The sequence below is a fragment of the Acrocarpospora sp. B8E8 genome (assembly GCF_039871605.1).
Taxonomy (GTDB): Bacteria; Actinomycetota; Actinomycetes; order Streptosporangiales; family Streptosporangiaceae; genus Acrocarpospora; species Acrocarpospora macrocephala.
In genome coordinates this window covers 1-26,687 of record NZ_JBDPLV010000111.1, presented here as the reverse complement: position 1 = coordinate 26,687, position 26,687 = coordinate 1, and the positions used below count along the sequence as shown (strand labels likewise).

The window sequence follows — 26,687 nt, the reverse complement described above, 5'->3', positions numbered from 1 at the left end:
TTCGTCGGGTTGGATCCTCAAGCGCCTGCCAGACTGCCGCCACCACTCTTGGCGCCGGTACGGCAAGAACCACCACCAGCGCAAACGGCGCCCGATAACGACGAGCAACCCAAGCGACCCGTTCGTCGGGTTGGATCCTCAAGCGCCTGCCAGACTGCCGCCACCACTCTTGGCGCCGGTACGGCAAGAACCACCACCAGCGCAAACGGCGCCCGATAACGACGAGCAACCCAAGCGACCCGTTCGTCGGGTTGGATCACTCGGCCAGACTTGAGCACCTGCCGAACTGCCGCCACCACTCTTGGCGCCGGTACGGCGAGAACCACCACCAGCGCAAACGGCGCCCGATAACGACGAGCAACCCAAGCGACCCGTTCGTCGGGTTGGATCCTCAAGCGCCTGCCAGACTGCCGCCACCACTCTTGGCGCCGGTACGGCAAGAACCACCACCAGCGCAAACGGCGCCCGATAACGACGAGCAACCCAAGCGACCCGTTCGTCAGGTTGGATCCTCGTAGGCCCGATCGTGTTGGCCAGATCGCTGAGGCCTGATCGGTGGGGTGTGGTCGACGGGATCGTTAGGGCCGGGCGATGAATTGGTTCAGCCATTCGGGGGTGACCTCGGCGGCGAACTCCACGCCTTGGCGTTCGCCGGTGTCGAGTGCGGAGTAGCCGCCTTTGCCTGCGCCGACGCCCGCGATCACGGTCAGCAGCCTGGATGAACGCTGGAACCACGTCTGTTTGAATGTCCAGCCGACTATGGCCCGGCGTTCGACGATCGCCTGTGTGCGGCGGAGCGAGCCTGACCGGACCGAAAAGCGAGCGCCGTCGTACGCGTGGCCGAGCGACCGGTATCGGTCGAGGCCGAGCGGAATCCCCAGGAGCGCGAGCACCAAGGCGGTCACCACGACGACACCCCAGCCGAGCACTCCCGCGACAGCGGCGACCACCAGCCACGGGAAGATGGCGCGGAACAGGCGACGCCTGCGGGCCTGCGGTGGATGCGGGCGTAGCGGCATTCCGGTCGGGCTGGCTTGGTCAGCCGAATCGGCCTGGCCGGAAGGAACCTGGCCGGAAGGAACCTGGCCGGACGAAGCTTCGTGCTCGGACGGATGGAGCTGACCAAACTGGTCGGAAGGGTGGAATTGGCCGGTCTGGTCGGGCGTGCTGACCTGGCTGCGTGGGGTGGTGGCGCTGGAGGGGTCGAATGGGCCGATTGCTTCGGCGGCGATGGTTAGGGCGGCGGATTTGGGGGCGACGGGGAGGAGTTGGCCTCGGGTTTGGGAGTCGCCTAGGCCCGTTACCACTGCCCAGACTCTGACCAGCTTGGCGGCGCGTTCTGGTGGGCTTTCGGCCAGTTCGTAGCCGCGGATTCTGCGGCGTTCCAGGGAGACCGCACGACGGTTGATCAGGCCGCGTTCGGCGACCAGGTAACCGTCGCGTGATTTGAGGGTGAAGTCCCAGTTGAAGATCGCATACATGACGCCGCCGACGAAAGGCATGGCCAGCACGAGGACGGCCACGGCGACGATCAGGTACTGCGGGCGGTCCCACAGCCATTCGCCGACCGCCCAGGCGTCCTTGCCGCTGATGCCGAACTCGTCGCCCCACTGGAACAGCAGGCCGATCGCACCGGCGACCAGGGCGAACGGTGTCAGCAGGTATGCGCCGGACAGCGGGCCGTACCTGAGCCAGGACCGGGGAACCCGGATGTAGTAGTGCTCCTTGCCATGGTCGGAAGCCGCGCGCGTCGTCCCGGTGGTCGTATCGGTGGCATTGGTGGAGCTCTCGGACGAGACGACGGCCGGGATGGCTCGGCGAGCCAGCAGGACAGCGCGCAGCCGTTCGGCCTCTTCGACGGTTACCCCGTTGAGTTCGCCTTCCTGCTTGTCGCCTCCGGCACCGGTATCGAGCTTGAGCACGGCCAGGCCGAGCAGCCGATGCAGCGGCGGCGTGCTGACATCCACCCCGCGAATCCGCTCCAACGGAATGGTACGAACAGAACGGCTGACGAACGCCCTGGTCAGCTCCAGCCGATCCCCCACGATCGTGTACGTGAACGTGGCCCACCTGATGACCGCGAACACGATCGACCCCGCCACACCCATGGCCGCGAACACGAACGAACGCGGCGAAAACCCACCCGCGACCAGCACCCCACCCAGCGGCAGCAGCAGCGACGGCAACATCCGCACCGGATCGATCAGCAACACCTTCGGACTGAGCCGCACCGCCACCGGCAAAACCCCAGCATGCTGCCCAGGAACCCCAGCATCCGGCGCCGCCCTGAACGACGAATCGTCACCTCGGACCGCATTGTCGGGTGCCACGTCACTCTCAGCCGCATGAACTCGGACCGCGTCTCCCTGGTCCGAGTCGCCTTGGTCCGCATCTCCCTGGTCTGCGCCACTTTGGCCCGCCTCGATCGGGGGATGGTCGCCTCGGACCGCGTCACCTCGGGGAGCCTTAACCGGAGAATCGTCACCTCGGACCGCGTCACCTCGGACCGCGTCACCTCGGACCGCGTCACCTCGGACCGCGTCACCTCGGACCGCGTCACCTTTTGGCCCGTTGGTTGAGGGCGTGTTGGGTGGGGGCGAATGGGTTGGTTTGTCCGGTTCTGGGGACGTCATGTGGCGTCGTCTCTGAGTTGCTGGGCTTGGTGGGAGAGGTCTTCGGCCAGGCGGGCGGCGACCTCGTAGTCGAGGCCCTTGATGGTGGAGGAGCCGGCGTAGGACGCGGTTCTGATCTCTACGGTGGCCAGGCCGAGGAGGCGTTCGAACCAGCCTTGGGCTTTGTCGACGGTTTGGATGCGGCCTACGGGGACGAACACCCATTCCCTGCTCAACCAGCCGGAACGCGCGTAGACCACGTCGTCGGAGAGTTCCCAGCGGTGCACGGCGAAACGTAGGGGTGGCTCGATGATCACTGGGGGGAGCAGGACCAGGGCGGTGGCCAGGGGGACCAGCCAGGGACGGGCGGTGAGCCAGTCGGGTAGCCAGGTCCAGCTGCCGACCCAGAGGGACAGCAGGGCCGCGCCGCCGACCATGATGATGAAGCCGGTGATCCCTTCGATGAACCACAGCGTGATGGCGCGTCGCGACACCTGATGGGCGGGTGCCCGGAGCGCGTCACGCGACACCGGGCGCGCTGTCGGCGGCGACGGGGGAAGCGGGCCTGCGGGATCACTCACGACTCCACCCTAAGTCGTGTCAGCGCTCACTTGACCGCCCAGCGGTTCCCCCTGCAAGGGGCCGACGGCCGGACAGCCTGATGGGACTGATCGACCTTGAACGCCTCTCCCGAAGCGGGATCAAACCAGCCCATCAGGTTCGTTCTTCTCGTTCAGGTCTTGGTCAGCCCGATCGGCTCACTGGCTCCGGATGCCGGAAGCGAGAACCGCGGATGACGGAACCATCAGGAACCCGGCCGCTAGGAACCCGGCAGCCCAGGCTCACCAGTCTGGCCAGCCTGGCCGAGTTGGCCGGGGAGTTGGCCGAGCTGACCGGGAGGCCCGGCGGAACATGACTGTCAGTTCTCGTTGCCCTTGCCGCTCTCCTTGCCCTTGCCGCCTCTGCCGTCATACCCGGCCTTGCCGCCCTTGCCGTCATGCCCGCCCTTGCCGTGCTCACCGTCAAAGCTGGCCATGTTGCCCCAATCGTCGTGGCTGCCCAGGCCGCCTCTGTCGTCATGCCCGACATTGCCACCCCTGCCGTCATGCCCGATATTGCCGCCCCTGCCGTCATGCCGGACATTGCCGCGCCTGTCGTCATGGCTGGCCATGTGGCGCCTATCGTCGTAGCTACCCAGGCTGGCCTTGTCGTCATATCTGCGCCTACCGTCATATCTGTCCCTGACGTCATCGCTAGGTTTGGCGTCAACGCTGCCCCTGCCGTCATCGCTGGGCTTGCCAGGGAAGCTGCGGGGGCCAGATGGGCCGGGCTTGCTGTCCTTGACAGGTTTGCCGGGCGGGCCGGGGTGGCCGGGCTTGCCATCATGGCCGGGCTTGCCGGGAGGCCCGGGCGGGCCAGGCTTGCTGGGCTTGGTGTTATGGGCAGATTGGCCGATCTGGCCAGATCTGCCGAACTGGCCGGGCCTAATGAACTGACCAGGTCTGCTGATCTGACCGGGCCTGCTGATCTGACCGGGCCTGCTGATCTGACCGGGCCTGCTGATCTGACCGGGCCTGCTGATCTGACCGGGCCTGCTGATCTGACCGGGCCTGCTGATCTGGCCAGGCCTGCTGATCTGGCCAGGCCTGCTGATCTGGCCAGGCCTGCTGATCTGGCCAGGCCTGCTGATCTGGCCAGGCCTGCTGATCTGGCCGGGCGTGCTGGTCTGGCCAGGGTGGCCGAGCGCAGGCCTGTGGGGGAGGTTCTGGAAGTTGCGTTGGCCTTGTGCTCCGGGCAGGTTCTGGAAGTCGCGCTGGCCTTGTGGTTCGGGGAAACTCTGCGGTTCTTGAGGTCCACGTGGGTTATGTGGGCGGGGTGGGCGTTGTGGGCCGGTGTCGTAGTCGCCTCGGGTTCTCTGTGGGGCGTTGGAGCGGGTGCAGTCGCCATGGCGCTGGCAGGGGCATCCGCCGCTGTCAGCGTGACGGGGCCGATGGCGGTCCCGTTCGCGGTACCAGTACCGGTCGCGATAGTGATCGCGGTCCCAGTTACCGGAGGTGAGTGAGGTCGCGTTGGCCGCGGGGTCCGCGGATGCCATCGCGCTGGTCTGGATCTGGCCGGCCAACGCCACGCCCGCAACGGTCATGACGGCGGCACATCTCAGGAGACGAGCGCCGATAAACAGGTCCTTAACAGACCCGGTCCCACAATATCTCAACTAAATCCCTTACTGTGAGAATCCTTCTCCGCTGAGAGCAGAGCGCTGCGAAACGGAAATACCCACGACCCTTGGACAAAGTCACGTTCGACGTATCAGCTTTGGCAAATAAATGGCACACTAAAGAAAACTCCGTCCGCTTTGACGGAAATTTCGGCCTTTGTTGTTGCGCGCTCGCAGGGCCTCGGAACGCCGTCCGCGTAGGGGTTGCCGAGCGCGTGCTTGAAAAGGAGCCTTCTCCCAGCGTGCGCCGAGCGTTGAGCGTTCCGGCCGGGCGCAAGCCGTACCAGAATCGAAAGGGTTCGATCGGATCGGGAATCGACGGAAGTCTGACGAAAAGTGGAAACAATAGTCAGCTATCCAGCACCGGACGAGCCCCAACCCGCCGAGCCCGCCGCCATGTGGTGACATGTCGCCTAGTCGTACCTCTTCCTCAATAAATCGGGAAAAGGTGACGTTCTTCGTGTCGTAGCCCCACGGCGGGCGGCGGCGCAGCCGCGATCATCCGAGAAGTACCCGTTTAGGGCGTCCGTTCGGGCATCCGTCGGGCATCCGTTGGGTGCCTGTCGCGTACCTGTGGATCCGCTGTCGGATCGGGTATGGCGCGGTCTCCGCCCAGGTCCAGCGCTCGATCAGCCCGATTCGGTGCGTTCTTCGCGCGACGGATCATCGCGATCGGGTCAGCGCACCATCCGGTTCCGCGTAGCATCATCCGGCATGGGGTCGCCTTCCAAACCAGCACGCGCCCGTGCCGCCGTCTTACCGATGGTGGCCGTCGCCGTGTGGGCGGGGGCCTCGGGCTGCGGGATCGTGGGCGGTGGTTCGCCCGCGGACCTCGACGTCATCAGCGTGTCGAGCCCGCAGTTCCGGGACGGTGACCCACTGCCGCACGGCTACTCCTGCCAGGGGCAGATCGGCAATCCGCCGCTCCGCTGGTCGGGGACGTCGGGCGCCAAGTCGGTGGCCCTGGTGGTCGACGACACCAACGATTCAGGCGATGGGGCGGAGGTGCACTGGGTCGTGTACAACATCGATCCGGAAACCACCGAGCTCGGGGAGAACACCGTGCCCCGAGGATCACGGCAAGGCGCGACAACTAGCGGCAAAGTCGGATATGTGGCCCCTTGCCGGGCCGATGACAGCTACCGTTTCACTGTCTATGCCCTCGACGCGAAACTGGATCTTCCGGTGGGAGCCCCCCTCTCGGAGAGTCTGGAACGCATCGCGGCGCACACCATCGCACGTGGACGGCTCACAGCGACCAACATCCAGTGACATGCTGAACACCGGAGGTAATAGTGCCGAACCAATCTTCGCCTAGGGTGTGACAACGGTCATTGTGGTCAAGCAGAATCGGTTCCAATTGCTGAGCGCAGGTGAACGAAGGGGGCAGGTCGCGTCGATGGCCGCGCGATCTCACCGGCGCCGCTGGAAGGCCATGGCCTTGAGGGTGGTGCTATGACTGCGGTCATTTTGGGCCTCGTCGCCGTCGTGCTATTGGTGCTGGTAGTGGTGGCACTGGGCATGCGGTCGATGAACCGCAGGGAGAGCGCGCTCTCTTCCGAGCGGATCAAGGCGATGGCCGAAGGGACGGGACCGAAGAGCCGTCGGCCTGCCGAGGAGACGTTCTTCGAGAGCTTCCCTGAGGGTTTCGACGCCTTCGAGGAGCCGGCCAAACGGGCCGCCGCCAAAACGACCGGTGCGCCTCCCCGTCCTGCCGCCCGCCCCGGCGGCCGCCAGGCCGCGCGCCCGGCGCAGCGAGGTGGCAAGCCTGGCGGCAAGCCCGCGGGCAAGCAGCCCGCCGCCGCCACCGCTCCGCGCGGTAAACGCGGGGTGGACGAGTGGGGCGCGGACGACGACTACGACGACGACTACTGGAGCCGGGTGCGCGCCGACGACGGCGCCTTCGGCGGAACGATCAAACAGCGGATGGCGACCCCGCGCCCGCTGGAGGCCGAGGCCGGCATCGGCGTCGACCCCAACGCGTCCACCGTGCAGGCTCCGCTCCCGCAGCGGCCCGCCGCCGGCGCGGTGCCCGGCATCGCCGGGGCCGTGCCGTCCCCCGGCCTCGCCGACCTGGTGGAACCGCTGCGCGCCACCCCCTCCTCGGCCATCGCCGAGGAGAAGACCATGACCTTCTCCGCCCCCACCCCCGAGCCGATGAGCTCCTACACCGGCTCGCCCACCGGCCCGCTGGCCACGCCGGAGCCGATGCGCTCCACCGGCCCCTTCTCCGCGACCGGCCCGTTCGAGGCCACGCCCGCCACCGGGCCGTTCCTGTCCGGGCCTTCCACGGGTTCCTTCGAGTCCTCCCGGGTCGCCGCGTATGAGCCGCCCCGGACCAGTGGATCGTTCGACGCCGTCTCGCCCGCCACGGGATCGTTCCCCGCGACCGGCTCCTTCGAGGTTCCCCGTGGCGCCTTCGAGGCGCCCCGCGCGCCCAGTGGCTCGTTCCCGACGGTCGAGCCCACCTACCAGGAGCCGCCGTCGGCCTGGTCCCAGCCCACCTACCCGCCCACTCCGATCCCTGCCACCCCGCCGCCCACCCCTCCGGGTTCCTGGACCGGTGTGCGGGACGTGCTGGACGACCCGGAGCCGCCGCGCCGCGACGACTCGTGGTCCACGTCGGGCAACTACCAGCTGCCGTCCACGCCGTACGACAACGGCTACGGCTACCAGCCCGAGCCGCCGCCCCCGTCCTACTCCTCGTACGAGGTGAGCGCGGGCTGGGCGACCATCGACGACTCCGACGCGGTGACCGGGGCCAACCAGGCGCCGCCGGCCGTCTCGCCGTACGACTCGGTGAGCTACGACACCCCGTCCGGCCAGGACCGGAGCTACGACTACGAAGCCGGTTACCCAGCGCAGAATCCGGCCGGTGGCTGGCCGTCGTACGACGAGCTTTACGGCAGCCCCGAATCGACCACGCAGAGCGGGTCCCGGCGCGGCAACCACCGTGGCCCTGAGCCCGACTATCCCGACTATTACCGGTGATTTTCCTCGCTCTTTCTCGGTCCTCGGCTGAGTGTGCCGTACAGTCGCGGCATGACCGGGGGCAACACAGCAGTCACACAGGGTAGTCACAGGCGAGACAAGCTCACGTCGGTGCTGCGGCATGACCTGCCGGCGTCGCTGGTCGTCTTCCTGGTCGCGGTGCCGCTTTCGCTGGGCATCTCGGTGGCGTCCGGAGCGCCGCTGGCCGCCGGTCTGGTGGCCGCGGTGGTGGGCGGCATCGTGGCGGGCGCGTTGGGCGGTTCGGTCGTGCAGGTGAGCGGCCCGGCCGCCGGTCTCTCGCTGGTGGTGGCGGAGCTCGTGCAGGTGTACGGCTGGCGCGCCACCTGCATGATCACGCTGATGGCGGGGGTGCTGCAGCTGCTGCTCGGGATGTTCCGGGTGGCCAGGGCGGCCCTCGCGGTGTCCCCCGCCGTGGTGCACGGCATGCTGGCCGGGGTCGGCATCGTGATCGCGCTGGCCCAGCTGCACATCGTGCTCGGCGGGCAGCCGCAGCGCTCGGCGCTGGAGAACCTGCTCGAACTGCCGGAGCAGATCATCAACAACCACGCGCACGGCGTGGCGGCCGGCGTGCTCACCATCGTCGTGCTGCTGGTCTGGACGCGGCTGCCGAAGCTCAAGGTGGTGCCCGCGCCGCTGGCCGCGCTGGTCATCGCCTCGCTGACGGCGGTGGCGCTCGGGTGGGACATCACCAAGGTGGACCTGACCGGCGGGTTCGGGTCCGCCGCCGGGCCGCTGTGGCCCAAGGGCGACTGGCACGCGATCGTGGGGGCGGTGGTGCTGGTGGCCGTGCTCGCGGGGGTGGAGTCGCTGCTCACCTGCGTGGCCGCCGACCGCATGCACGACGGGCCGCGCGCCGACCTGGACCGGGAGCTGACCGCCCAGGGCGCGGCCAACCTGATCTCGGGCACGCTGGGCGGGCTGCCCATCTCCGGCGTGGTGGTGCGGACCACCACCAACGTCCGGGCCGGGGCGCGCAGCCGCTGGTCGGCGGTGCTGCACGGGATGTGGGTGCTGCTGGCGACGCTCGCGTTCGCCTCGATCATCGGGCTGATCCCGCTGGAGGCGCTGGCCGCGCTGCTGCTGTTCATCGGCGTCAAGATGGTGAACCTGGGCAACGCCAAGGACCTGAGCGGGCACGGCGAGATGCCGATCTACTTCGTGACCATGGGCGCGGTGGTGGTGATCGGGCTGGCCGAGGGCATCGTGATCGGCCTGGGGCTGGCCGCGATCATCGCGCTGCGGCGGCTGACCTGGGTGTCGGTGGAGGTGCAGCAGCACGCCGGGCGGTGGCGGATCGCGGTGACCGGGTCGCTCACCTTTCTCGGCGTGCCCCGGCTCTCCGAGGCGCTGCGGACCATCCCGACGGGCGCGCCGGTGGATCTGGACCTGCACGTGGACTTCATGGATCACGCCGCGTTCGAGACCCTGCACGCGTGGCGGCTCGAACACGAGCGTACGGGCGGCACGGTCGACATCGACGAGCTGCACGACGACTGGTATTCGGCGGCGGCCAACGGCACCCGGGTGTATCCGGCCAAGTCGCCGCCGCAGCTGGATCGGTGGTACCTGCCATGGGCGTACCGGCGGGGGGCCGCGGATCCGGTCAGCGAGGATCTGCTCACCGGGACGCGCGAATACCATCGGCGGACCGCGCCGCTGGTGCAGCCGCTGCTGACCCGGCTGGCGCGCAAGCAGACGCCGTCCCACCTGTTCATCACCTGCGCCGACTCGCGCATCGTGCCCTCGCTGATCACCGCGAGCGGGCCGGGGGATCTGTTCACCGTGCGGAACATCGGCAATCTCGTCCCCCGGTACGGCTCGGCGCCGCTGGACGATTCGGTGGCGGCGGCGGTGGAGTACGCGGTGAAGGTGCTCGGGGTGCGGACGATCACGGTGTGCGGGCATTCGGGGTGCGGGGCGATGGTGGCCCTGCTGGGGGAGGCGCCGGAGTTGCCGTCGGTGCAGCGGTGGCTGCGGCACGGGCGGCAGTCGCTGGCGCGGTTCGTGGCGGAGTCGCCCAGGGAGGAGATCGGGCCGCTGGATCGGTTGTGCCGGACAAATGTGCTGCAGCAGCTGGATAACCTGCGGACTTATCCGATGGTGGAAGGGTTGGAGCAGGCTGGGGAGCTGGAGCTGACCGCGATGTACTTCGACATCGGGACGGCGCGGGTGCACGCGCTCTCCGAGGAGGAGCCGTTGACCCCCGTCCCGGAGCTACGCACCGGATGATCGGTAGCATCCTGCAATGGCGAATGAACGGTATTACGGCGGCGATAGCTCTGCTTTCATCACGGCGCTGGTGGCTTTGCAGCGTGCCCAGGGGGTGCCGCTCGACCAGGCATACCGGTTCGCCGAGAGCACTTACCGGGCGACGACGTCCAGGAAAGGCGGGAACTCCTTCGGCAACGACGAGCTACTGGAGTTCTTGAGGTTGTTCGAACAGCGCTGAGATGTCAGCCGGGTGTGGGGATTCCGGTGGGCATTCGCATGGCGCCGCCGCCGAGTGGGCCGCCGCCGACCAGGACGGTTGAGCCGGCCATGTAGCCGAACTCGTCGGTGGCCAGGGAGACGACGGCTCTGGCGATCTCCTCGGGGGTGGCCATGCGCTGGAGTGCCGAGACGTTGAGGGGTCCCCACGCGCGTTTGAATCCCTCCCAGACGGTGTCCGGAATGCCCGGCGGGCGCGCCAGGGCGGTGTCGGTCGTTCCTGGTGCGATCGCGTTGACGCGGATGCCCTTCGGGCCGTAGTCCATGGCGGCGGCGTCGACGATGCCTTTGATCGCCTGCTTGCTGGCGGTGTAGGCGGTGCCGCCGGGCCGCCGTGATTCGGACGCGGTGCAGATGATGACGCCGTGTCCTGCTCTGAGCATGTGCGGCGCCTCGTACTTGATGGCGAGGAACACGCCGCGTGCGTTGGTGTTCTGCACGTCGTTCCACGTGTCGAGGGACAGCTCGTGCAGCGGGCCGGTTCTGGTGATGCCGGCGTTGTTGAACGCGACGTCCAGGCCGCCGAAGGCGGTGACGGTGTCGTCGACGAATCGCTGGAGTTGGTCGGGTTCGCGGACGTCGGCGCGTACATAGCGGACTGTGCCGCCGGCGGCGCGGATCTCGCGCGCCACCCGCTCGCCGTACTCGACGCGGCGGCCGCAGAAGCTCACCTTCGCTCCCTCGGCCGCGAACGCCTTGGCGGCGGCCTCGCCGATGCCGGAGGTGGCTCCGGTGATCAGCACGACCTTGCCGGTGAAGCGGCCACGCGGGGCTGCCGCCGGTGCGGGGCTCGTGGGCGGGGAGGCGAACCACGGCGGGACGACCACGGCCCCCGCGAGACCGGCGGCTCCGGCCGCGGCGGCGGCAAGGCCGAGCACCACCCGGCGGCCCGGCCGCCGCGGGGGGTCCTGCTTCGGCGCCTCCGGGTCGAGGCTCTGCCCCTCGTCTGGCCGGCTGGGCGTCGGCTCCTTGTCTTCGGCGATCACTCGTTCGGTCCTTCCTCGAAGGTGTACGACCCGGAGAAACTCGCAGCGGTGGATTTCACCACGACCTCCCCGCTGCTGCACGGCGGCTACCTCTATGCCGTGTCCTCGCGGGCCCTGTCGTGATTAGCCTCGCCGCGTCGCGAATCGCCCGCCTCCTGCCACGGGGCGAGGTAACCGGCCTTTGAGGCGATGGCCGCTCATACTCGGGAAGGAGGTGAGTGCCGAGGCGACGAATCGGCTCTGGTCGCATTTGGTGCATCGATGGGGTTGCCATCATGTTCCGGGACAACACGCGGGCGACCCAGCTCATGGCGAGGACCTCGTCCTGGTCGCCGAGCTCATGGGCCAGTCAGTGGCGGCGGGCACGAACGCCGTGCTGGGGAGGTTCGGCATAGCCGCCGCTAGAAGCGCGACGAGCCGGGCGATCAAGAGCCGGACCGGGATCGGCAGGCCGGAGATCGTGTCATGGAGAGCGCAACGGACGTGGTGATCATGTCCGCTGACCGTGAACCCCAACGACATGTCCGGGAATAACGCGAAAGATGGTTACATGAGAATTTTGGTGATCGGTGGGTCGGTGTTTCTTGGCAGGGCGATCGTCGAGGAGGCGTTGCGGCGTGGACACGACGTGACGACCTTCAACCGTGGCGTGAGCAGTCCCGACCTGCCGGGCGTGACCGCCGTGCACGGCGACCGCGAGGTCCCCGCCGACCTGGACCGCCTCGCCGAATCCGGCACCTGGGACCGCGTCATCGACGTGTGCGGCTTCACCCCGAGCGTCGTCCTCGACGGAGTACGGCGACTGAACGGCCGCGCCCCCCATTACACGTTCATCTCCAGCATCTCCGCATATCCGGAATGGCCCGGCATCTCCGGCGTGGACGAGAGCTCCCCCCGCCACGACTGCCCGCCCGACGCCACCACCGGCGAATACGGCGTGCTGAAGGCGGGCTGCGAACGCGCGGTCGAAGAGTATTTCGACGGCGGCGCGCTCATCATCAACCCCGGCCTGATCCTCGGCCCGCACGAGAACGTCGGCCGCCTCCCCTGGTGGCTCACCCGCATCCAGCGCGGCGGACGCGTCCTGGCCCCCGGCGACCCTGCCCTCCCCATGCAGCTCATCGACGCCAGGGACATCGCCGCCTTCACCCTCGACCAGGCCGAACTCGCCACCACCGGCCGCTACTTCACCAGCGGCGTCCCCGGCAACACCACCTTCGGCGACTGGCTGAACCTCTGCGTCGAGACCACCGCCTCCGACGCCGAACTCGTCTGGGTAGACGACCAGTTCCTCCTCGACCACGACGTCCAGCAATGGAGCGAACTCCCCCTCTGGTACGCCGCCAGCCCCGACGCCACCGGCGTCTGGACCCCATCCTCCGCAAAAGCCGCCGCCGCAGGCCTCACCTGCCGCCCCGTCCGCGAAACCGTCCAGGACACCTGGGCCTGGCTCCGCGACATCCCCATCCCGGACCGCAGCTTCAGCGCTCGCATACTGAGCCACGGCATCGACCCCGACAAGGAAGCCAGCATCCTGTCCGAATGGGACAACCGTCCACGCTGACACCAAACTCGTACGGGTCGGACGGGCGAAGCCCGAGGGTGCTCTCGATGGTCGGGGCGAAGCCCAAGGGCACGCCTCTCGAGGGTCGGGCGGGCGAAGCCCAAGGGCATGCTCTCGATGGCCGGGGCGAAGAGGGCACGCCTCTCAAGGGTTGGACGGGCGAAGCCCGAGGGTGCTCTCGGGGGTCGGGGCGGAGCCCCGGGGAGATACCGAGGGTGGGTGGGTGGGAGTTCCACGGCAACCACTGCACGACCAAGTCAGACAGCGACCGACCGACATTTGCGGGCGAACCGGACGCTTTCCGAGCATCCCTGCCCCAGGCTGAGCGCGGGCTCTAGTATGCACGAGCCGCGTTCACGTGACTACGCCACGTGATCAAACCTGGGGAGGGACACTCGTGGGCAGGTCGATCAAGGGGAACTCCGCCCTGGCCCGGCCCTATCGCGACCTCGTGTGGCTTGCATACCTGACGCTCCCCCCGGACGGCGGCGAGCGGCGGCTCGTGCTCGCCCATCGGCTGGCCGCCCGCGCCCTGCTCCGCCACCCCGGCGACCTCCCCGCCGCCCGCCTCCGGGTGCTGACCCGCGCTCTGCGCCACCGCCTCCGCCCATGGCTGGGCCCGGCCCGCCGCCTGGAGGTCGTCCCCGCCGTCGTCCGCAGCGGCGAACACGCGTTCACCACCTCCCTCGAATCCCTCCCCGCCCCAGCCAGAGCCGCGTACGCGATGACCCGCCTGGAAGGCCTCCCCCCTGAGGAAACCCGCCGCATCCTCGGCCAGGCCTCCGTCCCAGAACCCTCCATCGCACTCGCCCTCGTCGACGCCCTGGAAGACGAGCACGGCTCCGCGATCCCGCACCGCCCCGCCGCCGACCCCACCCTGGCCCGCGTCTACGGCCGCGCCGCCCCACGCTGGCTGACCGCCCTGGGGACCGTGCTGCTCCTGCTGGGCGGGGCGAGCATTCCGTACTGGCTCGACAACGGCACCCCCGCCACGGGCGCGACGACCACGCTCACCCTCCAACGCGTACCAGCCGAAACCTGGCGCACCACCACAACCTTGGACATCCGCGCCTGGCATCCCCGAGGCGCCCTGATCGACGACCGCCGCCTCACCACCCGCGCCCTCCGCGCCTGGCAGGGTTCGGTACGGCCCGAGGCCCTCTACGGCGTCTCCCCCGCCCCACCCTCCACCGACCCGCAACTCCTCTACGCCGACAAGGTCGACGGCGGCACGATCGTCCTGATGCGCGACCCGGGCAGGATCGCCCGCTACGCGGAAAGCCGCGGCGTCGCGTCACTGGAGATCTTCCCTGAACCTCGCCCCCAACCGGACGGCTCAAGCCCGCTCAAACTATCCGGATCGCGGTACCTTCTGCCGCCGTGGGTCGAGGAGGTCTCGGCCGCCACCCTCAGCCGGCTCGGGGCACGCTGGCGAGTGATCCCGGTGTCGGGTGGCGTGACCGCTCCCATCCCACCGGTACAAACCGGCGCCTGCTGGCGCGGGCCGGTCCTGCGCCTCCGTGCCCCGGCGGTCGCCGGCGGCCTCCCGTACACAATGATCGACTTCGGCCGGTTGGCGCTGGCCAACATCTATCACCAGCCTCCGCCGCCCGCCGAAATCGACCGCTCCGGCCCTCCGGAGATCGAGAACCTCGCCGCTTTCAACGTCTGGGCCTACCTCGGCTGCAATCTCCCGTTCCCGCCCACCGAAGTCCAAGCCGCCACCGCCTGGGAATTCTGGTCGGGTTCCCTGCCCGAACAGGCCACCGGCCGCTGGCTCTGCACCCGTTTCACCAACACCGACGGCACCAACACCACCCGGGCCACCCTGCTCGCCTACGCCCAAGGGCATACCACCGCGATCCCGACCGGGGAGCGTACGAACACGTGGGACTGCAGCCGTCTCGAACACGACATCGTCTCCGGCACGTGGTGGAAAGCCCCCTCCGGCCGCTGGCACTACCTCGCCGGAGCCAGCCGCCAGATAACCCAGCTGTCCATAACCGGCCTGGGCGTCACGGATGTCATCGCCAATTCCCCCTTCGCTTTCGCTCCCGGCCCGATCGGGGGCACCGCTCCTCGAACCAAAATCACCCTGAAAGCCGTCACATCCGAGGGCGATGTTCCGCCGACCTTCCAGCAGACGTACGAGCCCTGACTACAGTGGTCGCGGTGACCCAGGTGAACCTGCAGCCGATCACTGACGCCAACCGGGCCGCCGTGACGGCACTGGACGTCACCCCGGCCCAGCAGAACTATGTGGCCGGTGTGACCGACTCCCTGGCCGACGCCCTCCGCTACCCCCAGGCGATGCCCTGGTACCGCGCCATCTACGCCGGCAGCACACCGGTCGGCTTCGTCATGATCAGCGACAACATCCCGCCGGGGGATCCCACCTTGCTGGGCCCCTACTTCCTCTGGCGACTGCTGGTCGACGCCCGCTACCAGGGCCGCGGTTACGGCCGCGCGGCGCTACGCCTGGTGATCGCCTACCTGAGCACCCGCCCGGCCGCCCACGAACTCCTGACCAGCGTCGCACCGGGCGAGGACGGCTCCCCACTGGGCTTCTACCAGCACCTGGGCTTCCAGGACACCGGCGAGTTCTTCGACGGCGAACGAGTCCTCCGCCTACCCCTGCACTGACGCCGTCAAGGTCGGCAGGTGCGTTGGATGAGATCTTGCCAGCCGCGTGCGGTCCGTTCCTGGGTGTGGAGGGCGTCGTCGGCGATGTCGGTCGCTGACAGGTAGAGCAGCAAGGGGCATTCCAGGGCTGCGGTGAGCTGAACGGCCAGGATGTCGAGGTCGGCGGCGCCGAGCGGGATCTGCCTGAGCAGCATGCGGATATGCATCCGGGAGAGGTTCATCTCCGTTCCGACCGGTACGGCTTGGCGGCCGTCGATCGCGGCACGGAAGATCTCGCGGTGTTCGATCAAGAACGCGACTCGGGCCCGGCCGTAGGCGATCAGACGGTCCAGCGGCGGAGCGCCCGGACCCAGTGGCGGCGGCCCGGACAGGAGCTGCTCCTGGAAAATCTGCTCGTCGTCCTCGATCAGCGCCACGAAGATCCCTGCCCGGGTGCCGAATCGGCGGTACACCGTCCCCTTGCCCAGGCACGCCCGTTCGGCCAGCGCGTCCATGGTCAGTTTGTCCACACCCTGCTCAGCGAGCATCTCCCGGGCCGTGGCCAGGAGTTGCCGCCGGTTGCGTACGGCATCGGCGCGCTCGGCGCGCGGCGCTCCCACCAGGGGTAGGACGGGTCGATCCACAGGACTCACCCTACCGCCGGAATATCAAGCGGGGTAAAGTCCGCTTATGCTTACGTGCGGCGACACCGCCGACAACCGCCGGGAGCATCCCGGAGGTGCCATGTACCGACCTGGAGAAACGCTGATGAGCCTGTTCCGTCTGGACGCCAGCATCATGCCCACCACCTCGGCCAGCGCCGAGCTCGCCAACGTGGTGGAAGCCGAATGGTCCGCCGCCCGCCCCGGCGAGCCGGTCCTCCGTCGTCACTTGGGCACCGATCCGCTGCCCGCCGACGCCTGGACGCTCGCGACCACCGCCGGCTTCGTCCCCGAAGACCAGCGCAGCCCGGCTCAGCGCGACGCCTTGGCCCTGGCCGCCGCGCTGAAGGCGGAGTTGACCGACGCCGACGCCGTCCTGCTGGCCGTCCCGCTCTACAACTACGGCGTCTCCCAGCACTTCAAGGCCTGGGTCGACCTTGTCATCGCCGCGGCCGGACCGGCCGACCAGGGCGTGCTCAAGGACAAGCCCACCGTGCTGGTCACCGTCCGCGGCGGCGGCTACGGACCCGGCACCCCCCGCGAGGGCTGGGACCACTCCACGCCCTACCTGCGGCGCATCCTCGCCGACATGTGGCAGGCCGACCTCACCGTCGTCGAACGCGAACTCACCCTCGTAGGCGTCAACCCCGTCCTGGACCACCTCAAGGACCTCGCCGCCCAACGACACGCCGAGGCCCGCGACACCGCCCACCACACCGGCCGCGCCCTGGCCGCCAAATAACCGGACCCGGGTGAGCCGCCAGGACCGTGGGCTCCCGCACTTGGTCACGATCGGGACTGGCTCTCGCTGTCACTGCGGGCAAGCCTGTCGAAGGTGATCCCGAGCGCACGAGCGCGGACCCGCTCGTCGAGGCGGCTGTGGGCGACGACGCGGGCATCCCGAGATTGACCGTGGCCTGGCGAACTTCCTAACCGATGTCGGCGAGCCGGGGCGTGATGCGTTCGGCAAGCTGTTCTGCGAAGGCGACCGGGTGCCTGTCCGGCATCACCTGGATCTCGCTCACGCCCAGCTTGGCGTACTGCTTGGCGTCGGCCAAGAACGCGTCGGGGTCGTCCAGTGTCGGGCCCATCGCCGCCACGGTCTTCTCGATGGCGTCGTAGTCGCGGTTCTCGGCGGCGCAGTGCGTGCGCAGCACCTCCAGCTTGCGGGCCACGTCGTCCACGCCGGTGGCGAACAGGTTGCAGGCATCGCCGTACCGGGCGACCAGCAGCAGTGTCTTCTGCTCACCGCCACCGCCGATCATGATCGGCAGGTGGCTGCGGCCCAGCGGGGCCGGGACGCACAGCGTCTCCTCCAGTTGGTAGTGCCGTCCCCGGTAAGGGCCGTTGTCGTCGCTCCACATCTGGAGGCAGATCTGGAGCGTCTCCTCCAGTCGCTCGAACCGCTCGGCGACCGGCACCACCGGCACGCCGAGGCCGCGCTGCTCGCGCTCGTACCATGAGGCGCCGATGCCGAGCGCCGCCCGCCCGCCCGACAGCACATCGAGCGTGGTAACGATCTTCGCCAGCAGGCCCGGATGCCGGTACATCACGCCGGTGACCAGCATCCGGAGCGTCATCCGCTCGGTCAGCGCCGCCACGTACCCGAGCGTCGTGTAGCCCTCGAGCATCGGCTCCTCGGCATGCTCCATCTGGAAGTAGTGATCCATCACGCTGAACGACGAGACCCCCGACTGCTCGGCGATCCGGGCGGTCTCCGCCAGCGTCGAGGCTATCTGTGCAGGATCGTCCGGAGTCGAGTAGTTCCAGTAGTGAAATCCGAGTTTCACGCCCAACCTCCCCATCGTTGCCGCGGGCCGCGTCCCCGAGGCGGGTGCGGCCAGGCCGCAGAACGATCGTATGGAGCTGGAGCTCACTCCAGGCAAGCCACAACCTCGGCAGTGAGATCGTCGGCCACCGCTCGTGTGCACTCTCTGCCAGGACGATCCGCCGGTACCGCGCTGGTCGTAGCGGTGGACCAGGTTGTCGATAATGCCGCTGCTGCTGACAACGGAGTTAATTGTCAATGCGGTCCGGCAAGTGGCTTGATGATTTCATTCACATCAGCGTGCTTGGCGAGGGCTTGGCACGCACTCGGACGACCACGTGGTCTCTTCCGCATGCCGGCTCTTCGAGCTTGATCGGGGAGCGGCGAAAGGGGTTCCTGGGTCTGGTCACTATGAGTGACGGCAGAGGCTGAAGTTCACCCGGAAATGAGAGACCCGCGGCTCTGGTAGATCATGACTGGTGTCTAGAAAGCCGATCTTCAAGAGACCACGGGCGTGCACAACTTTATCGATCTTCCCCGGACGCGACACTGCTGCTGGACCTGGAGGGCCTGGCGGTCACCAGGGTGGAGCGCCGCGAGGACGGCCACCGGGTGGTCCACGTGATCACCGATGATGAGACGCCGCGGGGTGCCCGCCACTCGGGTCAAGGAATGCGTGCTCACTCAGCGCTGATGATCGCTTACGTGGAAGGGCTCAATATTCTGCCCATCCTCGATGAGCCTGATCGGGCGTGGCGGCTGGCTCTTCGGATGGCGGTGGGTGGGTAGATCTTTTCACGGGGGCTTTGACCTGCGGTTTTGTTGCGGATCAAGGCCAGGTTTTGTCGTAGCCGCCCGATAGCGTGAGGGTAGTTGTTCGGATCCGCCCGGTGCGAAAGGAGGGGGCGCCTTCATGCTCGGGTCTCGGCTCGACGTGCGGGATTCCTCCCGTGCGGGAGGTGCCCGCGAACGCGAACTGCCCGCGTTCTTGAAGGGCACGATGCTGGACCCGGACTACGTCCCGCCCCAGCGCCGCGCCGACGACGCCTACAGCGACACATACGGCGACAACATATACGGCGAGGCAGACGGCGACGCAGGGCAGCAGAACACACCGCGGCAGAACACATGGCAGCAGTTCCTCCACGGCCGCTCCTCCAACACCGGCCGCTGCATCGACGCCGACCGCTCCGCCGACAGCCCCACTGACGCTGGCCGCTCCACCGGCGGCGGCTGCTCGGCGGGGCCGGAGGGCTCTGGTGAGCCGGGGGATTCGGGGGTGCTGGTGGCCGAGGTGCGGCAGCTCGCCTCCCGGATTGCGGTGACCGACCTGCCCGAGGGTACCGGGTTGTGCGTGGGCGAGACGGAGGAACTGCTGTTTGCGCGGGATCGGCTGGACTCGGCGATCGCCGCGCGGGTGGGGCGGGTGCATGCGTCCGGTGAGGCCAGGAGTGCCTGCAGCGGCGGGCACGCCTCCACCGGGACCTGGCTGCGCGCGTCGGCGGGGATGAGCGGTGCGGGCGCCTCCCGCCTGATCCGGCTCGCCACGCAGCTGGCCCGCCTGCCTGTCGTCCGGGACCGGTTCGCCTCCGGCACGCTGGCCGAGGGGTCGGTCGAGGCGATCAGCCGGGTCACCGCGCATCTGGACGATGCGCAGGCCGGGCTGGCCGAGCCGATCCTGGTGGACCTGGCCGACCGCGCGTCCCCGGCGGAGATCGGCAAGGCCGGGCGGTATCTGCGGGAGCTGCTGGACCCGGGCACTCTGGCCGATGACGCCGACGCCGACTATGCCACCCGTTTCCTGCTGGTCCGCCCGTCCAGCACCGGCGGCGTGGAAGGGGAGTTCCGGCTGCCGCGTGAGGCCGGCGCCCGCCTGCGCGAGTTCCTGGCCGCCTACGCCCGGCCGAAGGGCAAAGACGACGACCGCCCGCTGCGCCTCCGCCAGGCCGACGCCCTGTCGGCGCTGTTGACCAAGAAGGTCACCACCGAACTGCTGGTCCTGGTCCGCGCCGAATCCCTCCCCGCTGACCACCCCACCGCCGACCACCCCACACCTGGCCACCCCACCCATGACGCCGACTCCACCCATGCGGCCTCCACCCCGGCGTCCGCCACCGCCACCGCCACCGACGCTGACACCACCGGCTTCAGCGATGCCCGACCCGGGGTACCTCAAGCCGGTGACGGCTCGACCTGCTGCGCGGGCGGCGTGTGCCTCACTGCGGGCACGGATTCGGCCGGAGCGGGTGCGGGGAGTGCGCGCACGGGTGCAGAGAGCGCGGGTGGGGGGCCGGTGAGCGATGCGTGCAGGACCTGTGGGCACGCGCCGGACCGGCTGGCACCCGGACTGCTGATCGCCACCGGGCAACTGCTGCCCATCTCCGACGTCCACCGGCTGGCCCGCACCTCACGACTGGTCCGCATGGTCGTCAACGCCCACGGACGCGTCCTGGACATGGGCCGCGCCGTGCGCCTGGCCACCCCCGCGCAGCGGCAGGCCATTCTGGCCCGTTATACCTCCTGTTACTGCGAGGGCTGTCCCATCCCCGCCGACATGGCCGAAATCGACCACGTCAAAGGCTGGGCCGACGGCGGCGCCACCGACCTGGACCTTCTCGCCCCCGCCTGCACCTGGCACAACCGCGACAAAGCAACCCACCCCGACCGCTACCGCACCCGCCGCAACCCCGACGGCACCTGGACCCTCCTCCACCTCGGCAAACGAAGCCGCTACGCCGGACGATTCCGACGCTGAACCGAACCGGCACGACCAAGCCACCACCCAGGGCCGGGAACCGTCCGTGCCGACTCTGCGTACCGACTCTGCGTACCGACTTTCGTTTTGGTCGGCGCCGACTTCGTCGGGTCCTCGGCGTTGACAGTGCGGATGCCCGCGTGCCGATCTGCGGGAGATCGCGGCACTAGGTCGCCTTGAGCCCTTCCGCGTAAGCGATCATCAGTGCTGAGTGATCATCCCGGCAACCTGCAGGGGATGGCCCCGGCGGGAAAGACGTGAAGCCTCCGGTAGAAGTGGTCTTGACTAGAGATCAACCTCTGAACCCGAGGCTTCACGCGACCGCTTCGTGTCATATACACCGCCGGCCTTGAGATCAACCGGGACACCGTCGAGTTCCTGGCGGCCAAACTCGCAGCTCACAGGCTCGCCATCGGCACCCGCGCGGGCACCCGGGCGCTCGTCCCGTCAACTGCGACCGGGGCGAGATAGTCGGGACTCCTGGACCGCCGTGCACCATGACCACGGGAAATCTCTGCGGGATCATCGAGCCCGCGGTCCACGTACGTAGCTGTGCATGCACCATCAGCCAACTCGATCATGGTCGCAGTCATGGACGAGCCTGTCCGGGGTAACTATCCGGACAGGCCCGTTCTGGCGTCTTACTGGGAGCACGTTCTCTTGCCCGCGCTGAACCCCGCGGTAAAGCCTATGTCGTATGCCTCGTCGTCGGAAATTCTCCCGCGCTGGAGGGACTGGCGGCACTTCGCTCCGGCCTCGAATCCCTCGGAGTAGCCGTTCGCACAGACTTTCCTTTGCTTCTTCTCGAGACTCCTGCAAATGGGCGGCGCGACCTTCGAGGTCGCCGTGACATGACTGGCGCCGGCGCTTACGGACGTCGGAACGACTGAGGCTTGCGAGATCCCGATCGACCCGAACACGAGGGCGGTGATCAGCGGACTGGCGAAGAGCAGACGTTTTCCGTGCATCCTCATCTCCTTCCTCATGAAGACACCCGTTCTTTGACTGGCGTCGAGAGGACACCCTGGATGGCCTGGTAGATCCTCATGAAGACGAACCTTGGGACTTTCCACTTCCTCACCCTCTCGAATGAGGGTCTCTTGGCTGTGGACCCTAATTTCCGTCGCCGCCCATTGGCGATATCCCCCCGACATTGCATGCCACCTTGGGCAACGCGTTCTACTATCGTGTAGTTTGATTTATCGGCGCGTCCAGACGGTTGATTTCAATATAAGCACGGTTTTGCCTGTTGACCCATAAATCTTCGAGGGCTTAACTGACGCGAAGGGGCCCTGCGCGTTTAAGGCGGGCCCCGTATCCGGTTCGTGGGTTCGACCGGAATCAAACCTGCGCCTGCGCCGAGGGACCACTTGCCAAGGCGTTGCCATGGCACTGCGGCGGACCGTCGCCGTCCAAACCTCCGCCCCCACGGCAGGGGCCACTCTCGCATCCGCCTGCACTACCGCGCCTCCGACGAGTCCCAGCATCTGCTGATCATGTCGTTCCCCGGCAGGGGCGAGGATCCGACCGACCTTACAACAGAGCAATAACTATTGCACAAGATATGTTGTGTAACTCATAGTGACTGCCTAGGGTGAGGGTAAACGGACAAACCGGGCGTAGGTGATCTCGATGAGTGACAAGGAAACGACCAAGGGAGTCGAGAGCATCACCGCCTTGAAGGCCTTCGCTCATCCGTTGCGCATTCGCCTTTACTACGCCCTGCGTAATGCGAAAGTGGCCACGGTGTCCTATCTGGCAGATGCGGTGGAGGCGCCTGTCGCTCAGGTGAGCTACCACCTGCGCCAGCTCCACCAGCACGGGTTCATCGAACCCGCCCCGCAGCACGCGAAGGACGCAAGAGAACGCTGGTGGCAGCTGAGCAACCAGCGGCTGCGCTGGCACGCCTCAAGCGTGCTGGACGAACCCGAAGCCGCCTCCATGGCAACAATGATCAGGAACAGCGCGGTCAGCGAGCAGTACCGCCTCATCGGAGAATTCAACGAGAGCGCGGAATGGGACACCGGATGGCTGGACGCGGCCTTCATGGCGGACGGCACGCTCGATCTCACGCGCGCCGAGCTCACCGAAATGCACGCGGAGCTGATGGCGGTCGTCGACCGCTACACGGCACTGTCCAAACGCCAGCCCGCGCTCCCCGGGGTGGAAAGAGTGATGTACGTCCTGCACGGATTCCCGGTCCGCCGGACGACCGATGACACGGCGTGAGGCACCGCATCCCTTACGGCGACGAGCCCTCTTCCTGCTCTGGATAGCCAGCTTCTGCACCGAGGTCACCCGGTGGGCGCTGCTCATCGCCCTGCCGTTGTACGCGCTGTCGATCACGAGATCCGCCCTCATCACGTCCACGGTCGCCATGCTCGGCCTCTTGCCGAGCCTGCTGCTCACGCCGCTGGCCGGGATCCTGGCCGACAGGTGGAACCGCTCACGTTTCATGGCCTGCCTGACGATCTCTCGAGCGCTCTTGCTGCTCCCACTGCTACTCGTCCACGACAGTCGCCAGTTATGGATCGTCTACCTGGTCGTAGCGACCGAAGCCGGGCTCACGGCGATGTTCGAGTCGGTGAGGACGCCATGGTTCCCTCGGTGGTCGAAGCCGACCAGCTCATCACCGCCAACGCCTCGATCAGCCTCAGCAGCAACCTGGGACGGCTGGCCGGTAGTCCGCTCGGTGGATTCGTACTGGCCTGGATGGGCATTCCGGGCATCGTCGCCGCTGCTGTCACCCCGCTGATCATCACCGTCCTGCTGGTGCTCGCGCTCCCCCGCGCCAGAACCAACGCGGTCACGCAACCGGCCTTCTGGCGAGGAGCCTCGGCCGGGCTACAACTGATCCGACGCACCTCCGCCCTCCGGGCCGTCGCCGTGGTCTTGGGCCTCTTAGCCCTCGCGCAGGGCATGTTCGTGATCCTCTTCCTGCTGTTCGTCACCGACCTACTCGGCGGCGGCGAGCCCGAGGCCGGCCTCCTGCGCGGGGTCCAAGCCGTAGGCGGGCTACTCGGCGGCGCACTGACCGCGCACCTCGCCCGCAAACTCGACATGCGCCGCCTGATGACCTACAGCTTGCTCACCTTCGGTCTACTCAGCCTGGTCATCTGGAACTCCGCCTCAATAACCACCGCGATGTGGTTCCACGCAGGGTTCTTCACCCTGAGCGGCGCACCCAGTGTCTGGATCATGGCCGCCTGGCTGTCGGCGGCCCAACAGGCGACCTCCCACGAGTTCCAAGGACGCGTCATGAGCGCCCTGTTCGCCCTCTCCGACGGGCTCCAGGCGGCGGGCCTGATGCTGGCGGGCGCACTGGCGGGCCTCCTACCCACACTCGCCCTACTCAACGGCCAGGCACTGCTGTTCTTCCTGGCAGCGGCACTCTTCTGGCGAATGCTGGCGACACCGACGTCCCTTCGCCAGGAGCGCAGCACACATCCAATCAACGCTGAATAGCGCTTCACTCCAGCGCGTGCCGTCAGCGGCAATCCTCGAAATAGCCGTGGCCGCCCGGGCAACGGGGATCCCAGTGAACGCCGTAGTGCATCAGTGAGGTGGCCAGATCGGGGTAAGCGGCGGCCCAGACGTCGTCGAAGAAGAACCACTGCCGGTAGCCGAAGAAGCCATCCATATGGATCGACATCTGGGCCATGTGCTCACCCTGCCGGATGATGGTGCGCTCCGGATTACGGCCACGGGAGGGCTCGAACCCCTCCAGCCGACGTAAAGCGGCCTCGTGCGCCTGCGGGTGAGCGCTATATGCCTCGGATACCTCCTCCTCGAAGATCGGCCACCGGTTGCAGCGCTCCAGCGCGGGCCTGAGCTCACTCTCGCCGGTGGCTACCAGCGCGCGCAGAGCGAGCAGTTCGCGACGCCACTGGTTGAGCCCGACATCGGCCGACCGCATAGCCGCCGCAAGCTGCGGCAGCCGTACGCCCGGAAACGACTTCGGCGGGCACCGTCCGATGCTGTCACTCGAATCGAAGGTCAGCACGATTGCGTAAGTCATCCCCTCGCCGCCCGGCGGTGCGGATGTGAGCGCTTTGACCAGTAGTGGAGGGACGAACACACCGTAGGCAGAGGGATTGTTAAGGGTCTCGGGTAACTGCCACCCCTCGTGCAGAAGGTAAGCCCAGCGGTTGGGCTCGGCCGTCACGAGAGCGTCGTCGACGAAGAAGTAGGCCAGGTCGACTTCGTCATCATCGGTGAGCACGCGCACACTGTGCTCGTCGACCCGCAGCTCCTGCTCGACATAGAGATGCTTCTCCAGCAGTTCACGCAATTCCCGCATGCTCTCAGGAGCGGGCAGTCCGGTCTCGAAGATCGTGTTGAGGCCGTAGACCTCTGTTCCGAATTCACGCTCGACCCACTCGTAGGCGTCACCTGCTCCCGCGTCGTCCCACACCCTGCGGAACCAATCGAGCACCGTGGCATCGGGAAAGTGCCGCACCAGCTTGCCGAGCGGCCCCTCGTAGAAGCTGCGATAGATGAAGAAGACCATGGCGCCAACCATCCCAGGTGCCCCCGACAGAACACTCCATCCAAGACGCCTACGCCAGCCCTAACTCCCAGCGCACGCCCTCGTCCAGGGCGGCAGCATCTTCCCGTACCTCAACCGCCGAAGACCCGTCCCGCAACGGCTATTGATCGACCTCGGTGCGCTTGGCACGCTCTCGCATTCGGCGTAGGCGGCGGTCGTACTGACCGGCGTATGACCTCTTGGCTTTGTCGACCAGCCGCATCTGCGGATCTGAGGAGTGCTCATAAAGCTCAGTCTCGAACGGATCGTGGTCGTACTCGATCAGTCGAGCCAACGCCTTGCGGTCCTGTTCGATGGAACCTTGCGCCCGAACCTGTTCGCGCCACCTCTCCGCACTCACCTGGGCCTCGTCCATGCCCCCTACCGTAGGCCACCGGACAATGAGGGAATGGTGCGGAATCGAACTGTCAGCTGAATGTGCGATAAGCGTCCGGTTTCGGCGCCATCGAAGAGCGGTCCGTGATCGAAAGGACGGTCCGGGCCGCATAGGTCCACTCGGCCCGAACTCGCCTCCGCTCGGGCGTCCAGGGTCACAGGGCTAAGAGGCAGATTGAGCGCCTGCTTGCAAATCGTCCCGATCCTGCCCCTGCACGGCTCCCGCCTGCACCTACAACCCTCCGTGAGTGACCGTGATCGACCGCCATTCACCGGCCCTAATGGGACGGCGATCATGCCCGCGACATTGTCGGGCGACAACAAGGCGGCCCGATCAGCTGATCGCCCATTATCGAGGAGGAGGGTCGCGTCGCCCCGACTCTCCTCTCACACCACCGGACTATGCGGGCCCGCTCTCTGGCTTTGATCAGTCCCAGGACGCTCCGGCCATGAGAGGCCGCTCCGGGTTCGTGAAGAAAGTCGGCTCATCCGGTCGTGAGGGCCTTGAGATCCAGCTTGAGCCAGCTGTGCCCGGCGACGACGTGGAGCTCGCTCCCCCGGCCCATTACGGCCGCATCTTGGGGAACCGGCCGCCCGTTGGGCATCACCAGCCGGGCGTGTCGATGCGGCGAAAAGGCCTCTCCCTCAATGGTCCCGGCAACGACCCGGTGCCGGTCCTCGCCGTATCCTCCGATGAGTACGGCACTGCCATCCGCGACCACAAGCGCGTGAGCACCCTTCACCTCATTGGCCCAGCCAGTGATCGTGCCGGCCCGGACCCGCACGATGGGGAAGTCGGTGTAGTAGCAAGCCCACGCCACTTCTCCCGTCACGTTCAGGGCGTAGCAATCAGTGATCACACCGAACTTGCTGTTGTACGGGTATCTCCATGCGATACCGAGGTCAGGCGTAAAGCGAATCAGCCCGGGCTGGCCGATGGGGTCGAGACCCAATGCCACTCAGCCTAAATTGATCATGAGGCGAGGGCGAGCTTGGGAAGGTTCGCCAGCTTGACCGTGGCCGGGCCGTCGTGGCGTACGCCAACGTCACCGGGTCTCTTGACGCGGTAGGAGTTGT

At 67.6% G+C, this 26,687-nt stretch carries 23 protein-coding genes; 13 read left to right on the top strand and 10 right to left on the bottom strand.

Annotated elements, in window-relative coordinates:
• Positions 1 to 578: 578 nt before the first annotated feature.
• Entirely contained in the window at positions 579 to 2,237 is a 1,659-nt protein-coding gene (locus ABGB08_RS50900; protein WP_347606565.1) for a PH domain-containing protein, read from the bottom strand.
• A 108-nt stretch (positions 2,238 to 2,345) separates the two neighbouring features.
• Here ABGB08_RS50900 and ABGB08_RS50895 point away from each other — a divergent pair, with 108 nt between their 5' ends.
• A complete protein-coding gene (locus ABGB08_RS50895) occupies positions 2,346 to 2,579 on the top strand; it encodes a hypothetical protein (RefSeq protein WP_347606562.1) in 234 nt (77 codons plus the stop codon).
• 50 nt (positions 2,580 to 2,629) lie between these two features.
• On the opposite strand, the gene ABGB08_RS50890 is transcribed toward ABGB08_RS50895, so the two are convergent.
• Together ABGB08_RS50890 and ABGB08_RS50885 are read right to left on the bottom strand one after the other, a co-directional pair.
• The gene (locus ABGB08_RS50890; protein WP_246268667.1) at positions 2,630 to 3,193 is read right to left on the bottom strand and encodes a PH domain-containing protein; all 564 of its coding nucleotides are present in this window, start codon (positions 3,191 to 3,193) and stop codon (positions 2,630 to 2,632) included.
• Positions 3,194 to 3,531: 338 nt separating this feature from the next.
• Positions 3,532 to 3,783, bottom strand: coding sequence for a hypothetical protein (locus ABGB08_RS50885; protein ID WP_347606560.1), 252 nt, complete (start codon positions 3,781 to 3,783; stop codon positions 3,532 to 3,534).
• A gap of 267 nt (positions 3,784 to 4,050) precedes the next feature.
• On the opposite strand from ABGB08_RS50885, the gene ABGB08_RS50880 reads away from it, so the two are divergent.
• The 5 genes from ABGB08_RS50880 (at position 4,051) to ABGB08_RS50860 (ending at position 10,291) form a co-directional block, all read left to right on the top strand.
• Positions 4,051 to 4,674 carry a hypothetical protein gene (locus ABGB08_RS50880; protein WP_347606557.1) on the top strand — a complete coding sequence of 208 codons (624 nt, stop codon included), beginning with the start codon at positions 4,051 to 4,053 and terminating at the stop codon, positions 4,672 to 4,674.
• Between the two features lie 918 nt (positions 4,675 to 5,592).
• Positions 5,593 to 6,102, top strand: a complete 510-nt coding sequence (locus tag ABGB08_RS50875) for a YbhB/YbcL family Raf kinase inhibitor-like protein (RefSeq protein ID WP_347606554.1) — start codon at positions 5,593 to 5,595, stop codon at positions 6,100 to 6,102.
• Between the two features lie 183 nt (positions 6,103 to 6,285).
• Complete coding sequence (locus tag ABGB08_RS50870) at positions 6,286 to 7,821, top strand: hypothetical protein (RefSeq protein ID WP_347606551.1); 1,536 nt, start codon at positions 6,286 to 6,288, stop codon at positions 7,819 to 7,821.
• Between the two features lie 111 nt (positions 7,822 to 7,932).
• On the top strand, positions 7,933 to 10,071 hold the full coding sequence (locus tag ABGB08_RS50865) for a bifunctional SulP family inorganic anion transporter/carbonic anhydrase (RefSeq protein ID WP_347606548.1): 2,139 nt from the start codon (positions 7,933 to 7,935) through the stop codon (positions 10,069 to 10,071).
• Between the two features lie 16 nt (positions 10,072 to 10,087).
• The gene (locus ABGB08_RS50860; protein WP_347606545.1) at positions 10,088 to 10,291 is read left to right on the top strand and encodes a hypothetical protein; all 204 of its coding nucleotides are present in this window, start codon (positions 10,088 to 10,090) and stop codon (positions 10,289 to 10,291) included.
• A gap of 4 nt (positions 10,292 to 10,295) precedes the next feature.
• Here ABGB08_RS50860 and ABGB08_RS50855 read toward each other — a convergent pair whose 3' ends face one another.
• The gene (locus ABGB08_RS50855) at positions 10,296 to 11,315 is read right to left on the bottom strand and encodes an SDR family NAD(P)-dependent oxidoreductase (RefSeq protein WP_347606543.1); all 1,020 of its coding nucleotides are present in this window, start codon (positions 11,313 to 11,315) and stop codon (positions 10,296 to 10,298) included.
• Between the two features lie 550 nt (positions 11,316 to 11,865).
• On the opposite strand from ABGB08_RS50855, the gene ABGB08_RS50850 reads away from it, so the two are divergent.
• The 3 genes from ABGB08_RS50850 to ABGB08_RS50840 all read left to right on the top strand — a co-directional run bounded on the left by ABGB08_RS50850 (position 11,866) and on the right by ABGB08_RS50840 (position 15,522).
• Entirely contained in the window at positions 11,866 to 12,879 is a 1,014-nt protein-coding gene (locus tag ABGB08_RS50850) for an NAD-dependent epimerase/dehydratase family protein (protein ID WP_347606541.1), read from the top strand.
• A 397-nt stretch (positions 12,880 to 13,276) separates the two neighbouring features.
• Positions 13,277 to 15,037 (top strand): hypothetical protein, encoded by a 1,761-nt coding sequence (locus ABGB08_RS50845; RefSeq protein ID WP_347606538.1) that lies wholly within the window; start codon positions 13,277 to 13,279, stop codon positions 15,035 to 15,037.
• Between the two features lie 14 nt (positions 15,038 to 15,051).
• Entirely contained in the window at positions 15,052 to 15,522 is a 471-nt protein-coding gene (locus ABGB08_RS50840) for a GNAT family N-acetyltransferase (RefSeq protein WP_347606535.1), read from the top strand.
• A 5-nt stretch (positions 15,523 to 15,527) separates the two neighbouring features.
• Here ABGB08_RS50840 and ABGB08_RS50835 read toward each other — a convergent pair whose 3' ends face one another.
• Positions 15,528 to 16,145, bottom strand: a complete 618-nt coding sequence (locus tag ABGB08_RS50835) for a helix-turn-helix domain-containing protein (protein ID WP_347606532.1) — start codon at positions 16,143 to 16,145, stop codon at positions 15,528 to 15,530.
• Positions 16,146 to 16,269: 124 nt separating this feature from the next.
• On the opposite strand from ABGB08_RS50835, the gene ABGB08_RS50830 reads away from it, so the two are divergent.
• Positions 16,270 to 16,905 carry an NAD(P)H-dependent oxidoreductase gene (locus ABGB08_RS50830; protein WP_347606529.1) on the top strand — a complete coding sequence of 212 codons (636 nt, stop codon included), beginning with the start codon at positions 16,270 to 16,272 and terminating at the stop codon, positions 16,903 to 16,905.
• Positions 16,906 to 17,092: 187 nt separating this feature from the next.
• Here the strand turns inward: ABGB08_RS50830 and ABGB08_RS50825 are convergent, their stop codons facing one another.
• Positions 17,093 to 17,953 carry an LLM class F420-dependent oxidoreductase gene (locus ABGB08_RS50825; protein ID WP_347606526.1) on the bottom strand — a complete coding sequence of 287 codons (861 nt, stop codon included), beginning with the start codon at positions 17,951 to 17,953 and terminating at the stop codon, positions 17,093 to 17,095.
• An 891-nt stretch (positions 17,954 to 18,844) separates the two neighbouring features.
• Between ABGB08_RS50825 and ABGB08_RS50820 the strand changes: the two genes are divergently transcribed.
• Positions 18,845 to 20,686: a hypothetical protein gene (locus ABGB08_RS50820; protein ID WP_347606523.1), complete on the top strand. Its 1,842-nt coding sequence runs from the start codon at positions 18,845 to 18,847 to the stop codon at positions 20,684 to 20,686.
• A 641-nt stretch (positions 20,687 to 21,327) separates the two neighbouring features.
• Here ABGB08_RS50820 and ABGB08_RS50815 read toward each other — a convergent pair.
• Positions 21,328 to 21,672: a hypothetical protein gene (locus tag ABGB08_RS50815; RefSeq protein ID WP_347606520.1), complete on the bottom strand. Its 345-nt coding sequence runs from the start codon at positions 21,670 to 21,672 to the stop codon at positions 21,328 to 21,330.
• 646 nt (positions 21,673 to 22,318) lie between these two features.
• On the opposite strand from ABGB08_RS50815, the gene ABGB08_RS50810 reads away from it, so the two are divergent.
• Entirely contained in the window at positions 22,319 to 22,915 is a 597-nt protein-coding gene (locus ABGB08_RS50810) for a helix-turn-helix domain-containing protein (protein ID WP_347606517.1), read from the top strand.
• A 366-nt stretch (positions 22,916 to 23,281) separates the two neighbouring features.
• Positions 23,282 to 24,151 carry an MFS transporter gene (locus ABGB08_RS50805; RefSeq protein WP_347606514.1) on the top strand — a complete coding sequence of 290 codons (870 nt, stop codon included), beginning with the start codon at positions 23,282 to 23,284 and terminating at the stop codon, positions 24,149 to 24,151.
• Between the two features lie 22 nt (positions 24,152 to 24,173).
• Here the strand turns inward: ABGB08_RS50805 and ABGB08_RS50800 are convergent, their stop codons facing one another.
• From ABGB08_RS50800 to ABGB08_RS50790, 3 genes are all read right to left on the bottom strand, one after another.
• The gene (locus ABGB08_RS50800; protein ID WP_347606511.1) at positions 24,174 to 25,196 is read right to left on the bottom strand and encodes a hypothetical protein; all 1,023 of its coding nucleotides are present in this window, start codon (positions 25,194 to 25,196) and stop codon (positions 24,174 to 24,176) included.
• 139 nt (positions 25,197 to 25,335) lie between these two features.
• Complete coding sequence (locus ABGB08_RS50795; protein ID WP_347606509.1) at positions 25,336 to 25,590, bottom strand: hypothetical protein; 255 nt, start codon at positions 25,588 to 25,590, stop codon at positions 25,336 to 25,338.
• Positions 25,591 to 26,095: 505 nt separating this feature from the next.
• The gene (locus ABGB08_RS50790) at positions 26,096 to 26,569 is read right to left on the bottom strand and encodes a hypothetical protein (RefSeq protein WP_347606506.1); all 474 of its coding nucleotides are present in this window, start codon (positions 26,567 to 26,569) and stop codon (positions 26,096 to 26,098) included.
• Between the last annotated feature and the right edge of the window lie 118 nt (positions 26,570 to 26,687).

Excerpts from the sequence above, each read along its gene's own strand:
- ABGB08_RS50895 (WP_347606562.1), top strand. The coding sequence starts at position 2,346 with ATGAACTCGGACCGCGTCTCCCTGGTCCGAGTCGCCTTGGTCCGCATC.
- ABGB08_RS50885 (WP_347606560.1), bottom strand. The coding sequence starts at position 3,783 with ATGGCCAGCCATGACGACAGGCGCGGCAATGTCCGGCATGACGGCAGG.
- ABGB08_RS50880 (WP_347606557.1), top strand. The coding sequence starts at position 4,051 with ATGGGCAGATTGGCCGATCTGGCCAGATCTGCCGAACTGGCCGGGCCT.
- ABGB08_RS50875 (WP_347606554.1), top strand. The coding sequence starts at position 5,593 with ATGGTGGCCGTCGCCGTGTGGGCGGGGGCCTCGGGCTGCGGGATCGTG.
- ABGB08_RS50870 (WP_347606551.1), top strand. The coding sequence starts at position 6,286 with ATGACTGCGGTCATTTTGGGCCTCGTCGCCGTCGTGCTATTGGTGCTG.
- ABGB08_RS50860 (WP_347606545.1), top strand. The coding sequence starts at position 10,088 with ATGGCGAATGAACGGTATTACGGCGGCGATAGCTCTGCTTTCATCACG.
- ABGB08_RS50850 (WP_347606541.1), top strand. The coding sequence starts at position 11,866 with ATGAGAATTTTGGTGATCGGTGGGTCGGTGTTTCTTGGCAGGGCGATC.
- ABGB08_RS50830 (WP_347606529.1), top strand. The coding sequence starts at position 16,270 with ATGAGCCTGTTCCGTCTGGACGCCAGCATCATGCCCACCACCTCGGCC.
- ABGB08_RS50820 (WP_347606523.1), top strand. The coding sequence starts at position 18,845 with ATGCTCGGGTCTCGGCTCGACGTGCGGGATTCCTCCCGTGCGGGAGGT.
- ABGB08_RS50815 (WP_347606520.1), bottom strand. The coding sequence starts at position 21,672 with ATGAGGAAGGAGATGAGGATGCACGGAAAACGTCTGCTCTTCGCCAGT.
- ABGB08_RS50810 (WP_347606517.1), top strand. The coding sequence starts at position 22,319 with ATGAGTGACAAGGAAACGACCAAGGGAGTCGAGAGCATCACCGCCTTG.
- ABGB08_RS50805 (WP_347606514.1), top strand. The coding sequence starts at position 23,282 with ATGGTTCCCTCGGTGGTCGAAGCCGACCAGCTCATCACCGCCAACGCC.
- ABGB08_RS50800 (WP_347606511.1), bottom strand. The coding sequence starts at position 25,196 with ATGGTCTTCTTCATCTATCGCAGCTTCTACGAGGGGCCGCTCGGCAAG.
- ABGB08_RS50795 (WP_347606509.1), bottom strand. The coding sequence starts at position 25,590 with ATGGACGAGGCCCAGGTGAGTGCGGAGAGGTGGCGCGAACAGGTTCGG.